The organism is Trichococcus palustris (genome assembly GCF_900114465.1).
In the GTDB taxonomy this organism is placed as follows: Bacteria; Bacillota; Bacilli; order Lactobacillales; family Aerococcaceae; genus Trichococcus; species Trichococcus palustris.
Genome location: NZ_FOTD01000005.1, coordinates 117,187 through 130,187, shown reverse-complemented (window position 1 = coordinate 130,187; position 13,001 = coordinate 117,187). Strand labels below are relative to the sequence as shown.

The 13,001-nt window shown below is 45.5% G+C and carries 10 protein-coding genes; 1 reads left to right on the top strand and 9 read right to left on the bottom strand.

All coding sequences use genetic code 11. The annotated features are described in order from the left end of the window. Nucleotides 1-76: 76 nt before the first annotated feature. From BM101_RS05185 to BM101_RS05175, 3 genes are all read right to left on the bottom strand, one after another. Complete coding sequence (locus BM101_RS05185; RefSeq protein ID WP_087031791.1) at nt 77-1,852, bottom strand: ABC transporter ATP-binding protein; 1,776 nt, start codon at nt 1,850-1,852, stop codon at nt 77-79. Next, complete coding sequence (locus BM101_RS05180) at nt 1,852-3,603, bottom strand: ABC transporter ATP-binding protein (RefSeq protein WP_087031795.1); 1,752 nt, start codon at nt 3,601-3,603, stop codon at nt 1,852-1,854. The genes BM101_RS05185 and BM101_RS05180 overlap by 1 nt, the downstream gene beginning before the upstream one ends. A 92-nt stretch (nt 3,604-3,695) precedes the next feature. Then, nucleotides 3,696-3,926: a YneF family protein gene (locus tag BM101_RS05175; protein ID WP_087031796.1), complete on the bottom strand. Its 231-nt coding sequence runs from the start codon at nt 3,924-3,926 to the stop codon at nt 3,696-3,698. A gap of 233 nt (nt 3,927-4,159) precedes the next feature. Between BM101_RS05175 and lexA the strand changes: the two genes are divergently transcribed. Further along, nucleotides 4,160-4,783, top strand: coding sequence for a transcriptional repressor LexA (gene lexA, locus BM101_RS05170; RefSeq protein ID WP_087032115.1), 624 nt, complete (start codon nt 4,160-4,162; stop codon nt 4,781-4,783). A gap of 100 nt (nt 4,784-4,883) precedes the next feature. On the opposite strand, the gene BM101_RS05165 is transcribed toward lexA, so the two are convergent. The 6 genes from BM101_RS05165 to obgE form a co-directional block, all read right to left on the bottom strand. Then, nucleotides 4,884-5,396 carry an adenine phosphoribosyltransferase gene (locus tag BM101_RS05165; protein WP_087032117.1) on the bottom strand — a complete coding sequence of 171 codons (513 nt, stop codon included), beginning with the start codon at nt 5,394-5,396 and terminating at the stop codon, nt 4,884-4,886. A 17-nt stretch (nt 5,397-5,413) separates the two neighbouring features. Next, on the bottom strand, nt 5,414-7,744 hold the full coding sequence (gene recJ / locus BM101_RS05160; RefSeq protein ID WP_177194390.1) for a single-stranded-DNA-specific exonuclease RecJ: 2,331 nt from the start codon (nt 7,742-7,744) through the stop codon (nt 5,414-5,416). 193 nt (nt 7,745-7,937) lie between these two features. Then, entirely contained in the window at nt 7,938-8,342 is a 405-nt protein-coding gene (locus BM101_RS05155; protein ID WP_087031799.1) for a lipopolysaccharide assembly protein LapA domain-containing protein, read from the bottom strand. 174 nt (nt 8,343-8,516) lie between these two features. After that, the gene (gene rnz, locus BM101_RS05150) at nt 8,517-9,449 is read right to left on the bottom strand and encodes a ribonuclease Z (RefSeq protein WP_087031802.1); all 933 of its coding nucleotides are present in this window, start codon (nt 9,447-9,449) and stop codon (nt 8,517-8,519) included. A gap of 2 nt (nt 9,450-9,451) precedes the next feature. Then, nucleotides 9,452-11,311, bottom strand: coding sequence for an acyltransferase family protein (locus BM101_RS05145; RefSeq protein WP_177194389.1), 1,860 nt, complete (start codon nt 11,309-11,311; stop codon nt 9,452-9,454). A gap of 24 nt (nt 11,312-11,335) precedes the next feature. Continuing rightward, nucleotides 11,336-12,640, bottom strand: coding sequence for a GTPase ObgE (gene obgE / locus BM101_RS05140; RefSeq protein WP_087031807.1), 1,305 nt, complete (start codon nt 12,638-12,640; stop codon nt 11,336-11,338). Nucleotides 12,641-13,001: the final 361 nt, after the last annotated feature.

The following is a 13,001-nucleotide window of genomic DNA, read 5'->3' as shown; positions in this document are numbered from 1 at the left end:
ATTTTATACTTTCTGGCCTGTAAAAAAAGACATCCCAGCATTTAAACTGCTGGGATGTCTTTTTGTTTTTGGTTCGTTAATCGTTCATTGATTGTAGTCTGTACATATCATAATAGGTGCCTTGTTTTGCAATCAGTTCGTCATGCGTGCCTCTTTCGATGATGTTGCCTTTATCCAACACCAGGATAAGTTGGGCATCCCGGATCGTGGATAAACGGTGGGCAATCGCGATTGTCGTCCTGCCCTGCCTCATTTTATGCATGCTGTCCTGGATCAGTAGCTCCGTTTCGGTATCGATATTCGCTGTGGCTTCATCCAAAATCAATACTTTCGGATTCCGCAAGATGGTCCTTGCGAAGGATATCAGCTGACGCTCACCGCTGGAATAGCTGGCACCGCGCTCAATCACTCGGGCATGGTATGCTTCCGGCAGGGATTCGATAAAGGCATCGGCGTGCACAAAAGCCGCTGCGTTCTTTACTTCCTGATCTGAATAATCGCTGCTCATCAAACGGATATTCCGCGCAATATCGCCGTAGAAAAGGAAGGAGTCCTGCAATACCAACCCCATCTTGGAACGGATTTCCGAAAGGGGGTACTCTTTGATGGATTTCCCGTCAATCAGCACTTCCCCTTCCTGGAATTCATAGAAGCGCAATAAAATGTTGATGATGGAACTTTTGCCGCTGCCGGTTTGCCCAATCAAGGCGACGGTTTCTCCCGGATAAGCCGTAAAACTGATGTTGTTCAAGACATTATGTTTCCCGTCATAGGAAAAGGAGATATTCCTGAATTCGATTTTGCCTTCCTGAATGGATAGTCCCGATTGTTCCGGATGTGCGGGTGCCACCTCTTCGTTGTCCATCACTTTCAGGACACGGGAACTGGACACAATGCCATCCTGCAAGATGCTCAAATTGTCCATCATCATCCCCATCGGCCGGAAAAAGTTTTGGATGTAGGTTGTGAAAGCATAGATGACGCCGATTTCAACAACGCCATTCAACGTCTTCACCCCGAACAACCATAGCACGAACGTTAAGGCGATCGCTTGCAATAGATTCACTACAGGCATCAGCAATAAGGCATTCATCTGCACCATCGCCACACGCCCTTTGCTGTAGGCCTCGTTGATTTCATCGAACTCGGCTTGCAGCCTCTTCTCTTGGCGGAATTGCTGGATGATCGGCATGCCAGAAATCGATTCATTCAGTTTTGTGTTCAATTGGCTGAGCCTTTCACGCATCATCCGATAGACGCGCGTACTGTATTTTTGGTAAAACCAAACCAACCCGGCCATGACCGGAACGAAGTAAATAAAGATGAGTGTGATGTCCTTATCCAATGTCCACATCGCAAAGAAGACGGTGATGATGCTGAAGATTCCCTCAGCCAACGCCAAAAACACATTCCAAAACTCTTTGATCGTTTCGGTGTCATTGGTGACCCTGGATACGATTGAACCTGCGGGGGTCGTATCGTAATAGCGCATGCCCAATTGGTTGATTTTCCGGAAAACGTTATTGCGGATGTTTTCCACTGTCTTTTCGGATGCCATGCTGAATATATAGCGTTCCAGATACATGACCAGCATTTTTACCAGGACAACCGCAACATATAAAGCGGCAAAGAGAACGCTTATTTTTGTCGTTGCATTTCCTTTTGACAAATATTCGTCCATATAAATTTGGATAATACGTGGTGCAACAACGTTCACCAAAGAGAGGCCGATGCTGAAGAGCAAGGCAATATAAAATTGCAATCTGAAAGGATGTGCGTATTTAAAAATACGCTTCACTGCCCGAAACTGTTCTTTTATCGGAACATTTTTAGCCCACGCTGATTTCTCCATTAGGCATCCTCCCCTTCCAGTTTAATTTCCAGTTGTTGTTTTTCGTACATTCTGTGGTACCAACCATCCAAATGCATCAATTCCTGGTGCGTCCCTCTTTCGACGATGCGCCCTTCGTCTAGGACGATGATTTCGTTCGCATGCATGACGCTGCTGATTCTGTGCGCCGCGATGATGGTCGTTTTGTCGGCGCGTCTCTCCTTCAATCCGCTAAGGATCGCTTCCTCCGTTTTCGCATCGACAGCAGACAAAGAGTCGTCCAGGATCAACAATTCCGGATTCAGAACCACTGCACGAGCGATGGAAATCCTTTGTTTCTGCCCCCCAGACAAGGAGACGCCACGCTCTCCAACCAACGTATCGTAGCCCTCAGGGAAGCCTAATACATCATTGTGGATGGCTGCCAATTTGGCTGCCGCCTCAACCGCCTCTTGGTTGATGGACGGATCCGCAAAGCGGATATTTTCCCTGATATCGGTCGAGAACAGAAAATTATCTTGCGGAACATACCCGATGCCCTTCAACAGGGCATCCAAGGAGTAATCGCGGATATCCACCCCGTCATAGAGGATGCGGCCTTCGTAATTATCATATTCGCGCAATAACAGTTTGAAAATGCTGCTTTTACCCGCTCCGGTTCTGCCGACGATCCCCAACGTCTGTCCTTGTTCCAAATGGAAGACTACATCGGATAAGCTTGCTTCGGTAGCGTTCGGATACTTGAATTGCTCAACTTGAAAATCGAGGTTTCCGGATATGAGGCTCGGAAATGATTCTTTCTTCTCGACAATCGACGATTTTTCTTCCAACAACTCTTCGATCCGACTGTAGCTTGCGCTCCCTCTTTCCAGGACATTGAATAATCTGCCGACTGCCAACATCGGCCAGGTCATCATGCTGATGTAACTGATGAAGGAAACCAGTTGTCCGATACTGATGCTGCCTTCCACAACGAATCGTCCTCCAAAGATGATCGTCAAAGCGTAAGAAAGCCCGAGTATCAATTGAATCGCCGGATCAAACAAGGCATCCGTCCGATATACTTCCTTATTTTTCAACATGACATCCTTGGTGCGGGCTTCAAAGTCCCTGATGTCTTGCTCTTCTTCCCCGAAGGTCTTGATGACTTTTACGCCGGATACACTTTCCTGCGTCTTGTCGTTCAGATCAGAAAAAGCCGCTTGGGCCTTCCGGAAGCTTTTGTGCATCCTTTTCCCCAATATCCTTGAAACCAGCGTCAACCCGGGAAGTGGAATCATCGCGATCAGGGTCAAGCGCCAATCGATCAGGAAGAACATCGTAAACAAGGTGATCCCGCCAGAAGAAATCGAATCGGCAAGCGTCAGGATGCCTGCTCCTGCAACCATCCGGATTGCATTCAAATCATTGGTGGCATGCGCCATCAAATCGCCGGTACGGAATTTTTGATAGAACGTGGCATCCATTTCCGTGAAATGTTTGAAAAGGCGCGAACGCAATATCTTTTCAAGCTCTGCAGATGTGCCCCAGATTTTCATCCGCCAGATATAACGGAATAGATATTGTAAAATACCAGAAACGAGGATGAGCAACACCCATTTCGCCAGGGAAGACCTGCTCAAAGTCCCTTGTGCGATTTCGTCGATGATGATCCCTACAACCCTAGGTGAGACCACCTGTAAAATTGCCACGATTATCAAGAAGAAAACGCCAACTACATATGATTTCCATTCCTGTTTAAAAAACCAATTCAGTTTTTTAAAAATCCCCATTTATATTTTCACCTGCAATCATTTTTAATTTAGTGCAAAAAAATAAAAATGTGGATCTATGCAGCTCCACATTTTGTACGTTTTTTCATGTTCTATTTCTTTTTCTTTGAAGATTGTGCTTTCATGGAAGCCAAAATTTGTTTCACTTTTTTTTCAGACGGTTTTTGTCCCATTTGCATCATCATAGAGCGTAACATATCTTCGTTGATCGGTGGATTCTCTTCGAAATATTTAACCATATAACGTCTCGCAAGGAAAAATCCGCCAACCGCTCCTAAAATAATACCTAAAATCACAATCATTACCCATGCTGTAGTTGACACGTATTCATCCCCCTTTCCAAAAGCATTCATTCGTTTATTGTACTAAAAATGAGAGGAAAAAGAAATAGGAACACAGCAAATATTTCGGCCAAAACAGAAAACGTTTTATTTTTTGTTGAAAACACTGTTCTCTGCAGCAAAAATCACCGTCGGATGCGAACATTTGTTTGATTTATTTTCCAATAAATGATAAACTGTATGAAATAAATAAAGATTACGGAGATGATGATCTCATGATTAAAAATAAAGATTCGCGTCAATTGGAAGTTCTCCAATACATCTATGAAGAGGTACAAGGTAAAGGATACCCTCCTACCGTGCGGGAAATAGGGAATGCCGTTCATTTGTCATCGACATCCACTGTACATGGCCATTTATCCCGATTAGAAAAAAATGGGTTCATCCAACGCGATCCGACAAAACCAAGAGCAATCGAATTGACGCAAGCCGGGTTGGATAAGTTGGGTATCCTATCGGATAAAATGCCTTTACTGGGAACCGTCACTGCCGGTGAACCGATTTTGGCTGTAGAAGAGGCAACCGACTACTTCCCAGTGCCGCCAGATTTAAAAACGGTATCAGGCAGCTTATTCATGCTGAAGATTCGCGGCGAAAGCATGATCGACGCGGGCATCTACGACGGCGACTCCGTCATCGTCAGACAACAAGCCAGCGCTGAGAATGGCGATATCGTCATTGCGCTGACCGATGATGATGAGGCAACGTGCAAGCGATTCTTCAAGGAAAATGGCTATTTCCGTCTGCAACCGGAAAACCCGACCATGGACCCCATCATTTTGGACAACGTGCATATACTGGGAAAAGTCGTCGGACTATACAGAAACCACATCAGCTAAAAAAAGAACGTACAGGAAATCTGTACGTTCTTTTTTTAGCTTTAGCCTTTCGCAACTCGGTCCCAAGAGCCTACTTGATTACATCTTTTGTGGCTCTTTTTTAGTATTCCATCAAAGCGAATACGTCGTAGCCTTGGATCAAGTCGCGCCCTTTCAAGCCCAACAATTCGATCAGGAACGCCAAACCGACAACTTCTCCGCCCAATTTTTCGACCAATTCGATTGTTGCGGCAGTTGTTCCGCCGGTCGCCAACAGGTCATCGCAGACCAATACTTTGTCACCAGGTTGGATGGCATCTTTATGCAATTGAAGCGTCGCTTCTCCGTATTCAAGGCCATAGGATACTTCGACTGTTTCACGAGGAAGCTTGCCCTTCTTGCGCGCCATCGCAAAACCGCAGCCCAGTCCGACCGCTACCGGACAACCAACCATAAAGCCGCGCGCTTCAGGCCCAACTACTTTATCCACGTTCAAATCTTTCGCATAGGCGACAATTTCATTGATCGCGTAACGATAAGCTTCTCCATCCGTCATCAAAGGCGAGATATCACGGAAGATGATGCCTTTTTCCGGGAAATCTTTTACGTCTGCAATATATTTTTTCAAGTCCACTTTGTATTCCTCCATTTTCATCCTGCTTTAATTTGCGTATTCATCCAATTTGTCAATTCCGAGAAAGGACTGAATAAAAATAATTTTTCTGCATCCATTTTCAGTATGCGATTCTGGTAAGCTTTCGTTTTCTCCAACTCTCTTCTTGCCGGATCCTTCACTTCCTTAACAAAACCGTCCTCTATTGTAACAAATTCAGCATCCAAAAACACTTGAATCATAAAAATGATAATATTCTTCTTGATTTTTAAATAATTGGCCAATTCATCTAATCTGTTTCTAACATTGATGTCGCGGTGCGTCCGGATATATTGGTAGAATGAAGCGAATTGCGTTTTGGACGGAATTCCTTCGCTGTAGACGCTGTCCGTTGCATAGCTCGCCACATAGACGTTGGCGAAGCTGTTTCCCTTCAACAATTGCGCCACCAATTCATTGGCGCTCGGACATTCGAAAATGACCAGGTTTGTGTATTCCTTCTCGCGCAAAGCATGCACCGTGATGTCGGAAAGCAGGACGGCTTCCGAACTTGCGGGAATCCGTTCGTGGAAATGCTTCATCATGGAAGAACTGGAAAACAGATAAACAGCATTCTCAATCTGCAGCATTTGTTCTTGGATCGTCGAGCTGCGTTTATCAAAGAATTGGATCTGGTTATTTTTGATGTCCTTCAGTTGAAGTTGCGGTTTAACCATGTCCTTCCATTTGTTGATTGAAAGTTCCCCAATCAAGGATACCTTGTCCAATTCGTTCAGATGGTTGCCGATATTCCCCTTATTGAATCCGATGACGTCCAAATACAGTTCGTTTTCTTGAAGCTTAAACTTCAGATGTTTGTTGTCTGCGCCTATTTGTCTGACGTCCGTCAACGGAATATCTTCGAAGCCGAAAATCGGCTTGGGATTGTCCGTCCCATAAGGCTTGAATAGCTCCAGTTCCTTCAAAAAAGGCATCGTTACCGTGCTCAGCGTCAGAATATCATCCACATAGATGGTTTCGCCCTGCAATATATCTTCATGGAAGGGTGCCGCATATTCGTTGATCTTCTTTGCTAGATCAGCCAACGAGGTTGCCGGGCAGCTCATCCCGGCTGCCATCTTATGGCCGCCGAATTTTGATAAGAGCTCTTTGCAAGCCGCCAACGCTTCATAGATGTGCAACGCTTCGATACTGCGGGCTGAGCCTTTCGCTACGCCGGTCTGCTTGTTGATATTGAAGAGGATGGTGGGACGACCGGTTTCTTCGACTATTTTGCTGGCCACGATCCCCAATACGCCTTCGTGCCACTCCTCGTTGCCCAAGACAATGACATCCGGAACGTTTTCAAACTTGTCCAATTCCGCAAGCGCTTTTTGGAATATGTCGCTAACGATCCCTTGTCTCTCAACATTCTTGTCTTGGATATGGTCAACCAATTCGCCTATCCTGCTTTCATCAAAGCTCAGCATCAGTTCAACGCCCGGACTGGCATCATCCAGTCTGCCGATCGCATTCAGGCGTGGTCCGATCGTGAATCCGATCGTCTCTTCATCGATCGCGTCGACAGTGACGCCTGCCGCTTCCATCAGTGCGGCCAAGCCCAAGCGTTGGGATTGTTTCATGACGGTTAAGCCTTGCTTCACTAACCAACGGTTCTCCCCCGTCAAGCTCACCAAATCAGCTACGGTCCCGATGGCCGCCAAGTCAAGCGATTCGTAAGGCAATTCCCCCAATAGCGCAGCCGCCACCTTCAACGCCACGCCTGCCCCCGATAGCTCGGCGAAAGGATATTCCCCTAGCGGATGGCGCGGATGGATGACTGCATACGCGTCCGGTAATGTTTCCGGCAATTCGTGGTGATCGGTAATAATGACATCCACGCCCATTTTCTTTGCCATCTCAATCGGTTCGTGCCCGGTGACGCCATTGTCGCACGTCAAGATCAGTTGGGCACCGTTTTCGATCAATTTCATGAATGCCGCTGCATTCGGGCCATATCCGTCCGTAAAACGATTCGGCAAATAATAGCCTACATTGCCGCCCAGCACCTCGATTGTTTCGACCAGGATGCTCGTACTTGTGATGCCATCCGCATCGTAGTCTCCATAGACGACGATTTCCTCTCCCATTTCAATGGCTTGGGAAAGTCTTTCGACCGCCTTTTCCATATCATATAACAAAAAAGGATCATGGAATGCCATTTCAGAACCGTCGATAAACAGCTTGATTTCCTTTTCTGAAGTCAGCCCCCGTTGAAAGCAGAGCTTCACGAATGTTTCAGAGAGCCCCAATGATTTGCTGATTTTTGCGCATTCCTCTGGGCTCATCTGCATTTCCCTTAATTTCCAATTTAATTTTGCCGTTAACACATCGACTACCCCTTACTCCATCAATTCATATGCTTAATCGCTCACGCCATTAAGCATCAACCTATTTATGATACCATAATCCGCTATTTTTCTAAATCAGAATATGGTCTGTATACGCGCAAAGAAAAAAGGTGGAAAACAAATCTCACTCCATGATTTGTTCCCCATCTTCCCGTTGCAGCAGACTCTGTTGTTATCCCGGTTGAACGGGTGTGCCAGCGGTATATCTTTTGATCAATTCCTCTTCCAGTGATTTGATTTTGCCGTCTTTTTCGAGCAGCTGATTTTGCAGTTCTTCAACTTGTTTTTGATGATTTGCTTTCACTTCGTCGACTGCACGTTGAATGTCGCTTCCTTTTGATTCGATTTCTGCGCGCATTTGTTTGAATTCCTTATTCTTCTTTGAAGCGCTGCCCGTGGCAACCAATAAGGTTATGAGCGACCCCATCAATAAGGAAAGCAGAATGACAATGATCAAGGGCCCCTTGACCGAGGTAAAGCCAAAGTTAACGGGTACGGTATCGACATTAAAAACCGCAAATAAAGTAATGATTAAAATTAAGATGATACTGGCAACAAGTCTCCATTGGTTTTTCATTTTTATCGCCTCACCTATCTTTTTATCTACAAGCCTATTATCCCTGTAAATCGATTAAAGAGTCAACTGAGAACTCCCCGTTTGAGAAACTAATCGGGCTATTGCTTTCAGCAAGATAAGAAAAACGGGGGCCTTTTATGGAAAATTTGCATTTCCCATAAAAGCGGCTCCCCGTTACAGTTTTTCCAATGGAACATCGAACTCATCGTAGTCATTCACCAATTTGCTGTTCTCGAATATTCTGCGCGCATCTTTTTGAAGCTGTGTAGCATTTCCGCTCAAATAACGGGCGCTGATGTGCGTTAAATAGAGTTGCTTGACGCCGGCTTCTTTTGCGACGTTTGCCGCATCGATGCAGGTTGAATGGAAATAGTCAGCCGCGATGGCTTGGTCCTCTTTCCCGAAAGTGCTCTCATGGATAAGGACATTCGCATCCTTTGCCAGAACAACAGTATTCTTTGTCCTTCTTGTATCCCCAAGAATGGTGACGATTCTGCCTTTTGTCGGTCTGCCGATGAAGTCCTGCCCGTTTATGATGCGGCCATCCGGTAGCGTCACCGTTTCCCCATTTTTCAATTTTCCATATAGCGGTCCAGCCGGGACATTCTGTTCCTTCAGCCGTTCAGCCTGCAGCTCGCCTGGATAGTCAGCCTCTTCCACTCTGTATCCATATGATACGATACCGTGGTTCAACTTCATGCAACTGACCCTAAATTGTTCATCTTCGAAAATGACACCCTCTTCTTCTATTTCGTGAAAGAAAATAGGGTACCGCAAATGGGATTGAGAGATGCGCAAACTAGTAAGAACAAATTCTTTCACACCTTTGGGCCCATAGATATTCAAAGGCGTATTGCCCCCTTGGAATGCTCTGCTGCTCAGTAGTCCCGGCAAGCCAAAAATATGATCCCCATGCAAGTGTGTAATAAATATCTTTTCTATTTTCCGAGGCCGGATAGCCGTCTTTAAAACACGTTGTTGTGTCCCTTCTCCGCAATCAAAGAGCCAGATCGCATTCCGCTCATCTAAAAGTTTCAATGCAATGCTGGATAAATTCCTGCTGGTGGAGGGGACGCCGGCTCCTGTTCCTAAAAATTGTATTTTCATAGTCAATTGCTCCCATTATCATCATTTAAAACCGCATAAATCCCTTCAGCCACATATAAAGCTAGCTGTCTTGCGCCTTCTTCGTTCGGATGGACCAAATCAGCCCTCATCCAATCATCATGCCCCTTACTGTACGTATTCCAATCCAAAATGTGGACATTCGCGTAATTCTGTTCCGCAAGCAACATTTGGCTATTGGCACTATTTTGCCAGCTTCTCGGCACGCTTGTGGTAACGAGGAAAACCGTCCTGTCCGTACCGATTGCATTCAGGAACTCATCCATCTGCTCTTTCGTGAAGGTGCCATTTGTCCCCAAAAAGACGACTACTGTATCATACAGCTTTTCTTCGGCTTTCAGCGATTTGAGCACCGTATTAGTCTGATATAATTGCCGGGATACGGCACCATCAATGACTGCTTGACCAAAAATCGGTGTCAGTTTATCCGCTGCAGCTAAGAGGATGGAATCCCCAATGAAGGTGACCTTCAAATCATGAGAAAACAGAATCACGTCTCGGTTCAGGCCTTCGATATTATTGATCGCCCTGCTTCTTGACTGGTCGTAATCATTGACTGCTTCAATCGTCTTTTGATTTTTCGTGATCTGTTCCTGCAGTTCTTTTACGGAAGGATCCTCACCTGTTTTCGCTTGAACAAAACCGACCGCCGCAACAAGTACAATCGCGCCGCACAGCAGTGTTGCGGTTTTACTCCAAGGATGCTTCTTTTCTCCCCGTTTCCAAATATCTTTCATTATCCGGATATTGGATTTCATTCCCCATGACTGGACAAAAGGGAGAAGCCACGCTTCCCTTTCAAAAAATTGATAGCTGGTTTCCGAGGCGATGAGAATGAGCACGAGTTGGATCAGTATATGCCGATTGGGGTCATTGCTTGTATCCAGCACTTTTGCTTGATAAAGAACAATGACTGGATAGTACCATAGATAAAGAAAATAGCTTCTTCTGCTGATCCACTGGATTGGCTTAAACCGCATCGCTTTAGAGAAAAACGTAGCCGGATGAGCGGTCACCGCAATGACGATGGCAATGACGAGCGCATTCAGATACATCCCGCCCAGATAGGTGAACGCCTGATTGTCCAACATGACTCTCATCATGATGCCGACAATCAGATAGGCGACCGCCCCTATGCTATTCAATCTGCGCTTTGCCTTCTTCGAAATCCCTGGGCTCAAAGAATGCAGTGGCCACAGGATGGATAGAGCCGCACCGATCATGAAAGCAAAGAACCGCGTATCCGTTCCATAGTAGATGCGGGAAAAATCTTGGCCGGGTGCATAGCGCAGAGCCATCGAAGCGATGGAAAGGAAAGAAAGCCCCACCGTTGTTAACAGAAGAGCATCTTTTTTCTTAAATTTCGCAAGAACAAGCAGTGCGACCAATGGCCAAATAATATAGAATTGGCTCAACACAGATAAAAACCAAAGATGAGTAAAAGGCGATTGACCATAGAATTGATCAAAATAGGAACTTCCGTTGGCGATTTGCCACCAGTTGTTATACATGCCCAAAGAGGACACGATCCATGAACGGATATTCAATAATAAATCCCTTTGGAATAGGGTGATGTAAGCTGTGACGGTTACCATCATCCACAACAACGGAAGAACCAACCGATTAAAACGTCTGGTAATATAACTTTTATAAGCAAGCTTTTGCTTAACCTGGTATTCTTTCATGACATAATCCGTTATGAAATAGCCAGTTAAGACAAAATATATGTTGACGCCCAAATAACCGCCCGGAATTTGGTAAGGAATCAAATGGTAAAAAATGATGGCTAAAATCGCAATCGACCGTAATCCGTCTAAAGCAATGAATCGATTCTGCCTGTTCACAATTTTCCCCTTCCTGTTTCCTTCTTAATCGACGAACTCAAACTCAAAGTCCATGATGCGAACCATATCGCCATCTTTCGCTCCACGGGCTCTTAATTTCTCATCGATGCCCATTGCACGCATTTGACGGGCGAATCGCATAATGCTTTCGTCGTGCTCGAAATTGGTCATATTGAATAATTTCTCCAATTTTTCGCTGTTCAATACCCAGGTTGAATCTGGGTCGCGCGTAATCTTGATTTCGTCTTTGCCATCTTCAAATTTGTAAAGGACAGAAGTTTCGATCTCTTCATCGAATAAGGGGAATTCCGGCGTATACTGCAATATCTCTGCAGTATAATCCAATAATTCGGCAACACCGGTAGTCGACCAGGCTGAAATCGGGAATATTTTTGGTGCATTTTCGGCGCCGAATTTTGCAATTAATTTTTCTTCAAATTCTTTTAAATTTTCTTCCGCTTCAGGGATATCCATTTTATTGGCAACAATGATGGTTGGGCGTTCCAATAGACGCAATTGGTAGCTTTCCAATTCCTTGTTGATTTTTTCGTAGTCATCGAAAGGCTCTCTGCCTTCGGTGCCGCCCATATCGATGACATGCAGGATGACCCTTGTGCGCTCGATATGGCGCAAGAACTGAATCCCCAGGCCTATCCCTTGCGATGCGCCTTCGATAAGCCCTGGCAAGTCGGCCATTACAAACTGCTCGCCGCTTCTTGTTTCTACCATCCCCAAATTCGGGACAAGCGTGGTGAAGTGATAGGCAGCAATTTTAGGTTTCGCTTTTGATACAACCGATAAAAGCGTTGATTTCCCAACGGAAGGGAAGCCAACCAAACCAACATCCGCAATGACTTTCAATTCAAGCTCAAGCTCGAATTCTTCGCCCGGTTCGCCGTTTTCGGCGATTTCAGGAGCAGGATTTGAAGCCGTAGCAAAGCGATTGTTCCCTCTGCCGCCGCGTCCGCCTTTTGCAATAATTGCTCTTTGTCCCACTTCGGTCAAATCCGCAATCAATTCTTTTGTTTCAGCGTTGCGGACAATGGTACCCGGTGGAACCTTGATCACTGAATCCTTTGCGCCGCGCCCAAACATACTTTTGCTCATCCCGTTTTCGCCGGGCTTCGCTCTGAAACTGCGATTGTAACGGAAATCAAGCAACGTGCGCAAGCCTGGATCCACTTCAAAAATGATGCTGCCGCCTCGGCCGCCGTCGCCACCTGCTGGTCCGCCATCCGGAACATATTTTTCGCGGCGGAATGCAACCATCCCGTCGCCACCTTTACCCGCTTTTACATGTACGGTCGCATGATCTAAAAACATTGACATCTTTTTTCCCCCTTGGAAAAATGTTTAATACTTTCTTATATTAAACAAAATTAAATCTATTTTCTTCGACCGAACGTTAAGTCAATTGTATATCCTTAATTCCAGCCGTTTTACTCCTCGGAGAAAAAACGCACTGTTTCGAATATTACGTTCATTAGCTGTGGCTCTTGATCTAAAACAAAGATACCTAATCCATCGATGCTTGTATGGGCTCCATAGAGGGAACCATACATCCGTATTCGTGCATGCGGAAACAAGCAAAGAATTCCAGCTCTCATTCCTTTGCATGAATCGGACTGTCTGCATGGAGGATTACAAAACATGGGTCTTGGAACGGACCTGCACTATTTTTAAATCCTGC

What these genes read in the sequence shown, in the direction of transcription:
- BM101_RS05185 (WP_087031791.1), bottom strand. Translation starts at nt 1,852, where the DNA reads ATGGAGAAATCAGCGTGGGCTAAAAATGTTCCGATAAAAGAACAGTTT.
- lexA (WP_087032115.1), top strand. Translation starts at nt 4,160, where the DNA reads ATGATTAAAAATAAAGATTCGCGTCAATTGGAAGTTCTCCAATACATC.
- BM101_RS05180 (WP_087031795.1), bottom strand. Translation starts at nt 3,603, where the DNA reads ATGGGGATTTTTAAAAAACTGAATTGGTTTTTTAAACAGGAATGGAAA.
- obgE (WP_087031807.1), bottom strand. Translation starts at nt 12,640, where the DNA reads ATGTCAATGTTTTTAGATCATGCGACCGTACATGTAAAAGCGGGTAAA.
- BM101_RS05155 (WP_087031799.1), bottom strand. Translation starts at nt 8,342, where the DNA reads ATGAAAAACCAATGGAGACTTGTTGCCAGTATCATCTTAATTTTAATC.
- rnz (WP_087031802.1), bottom strand. Translation starts at nt 9,449, where the DNA reads ATGAAAATACAATTTTTAGGAACAGGAGCCGGCGTCCCCTCCACCAGC.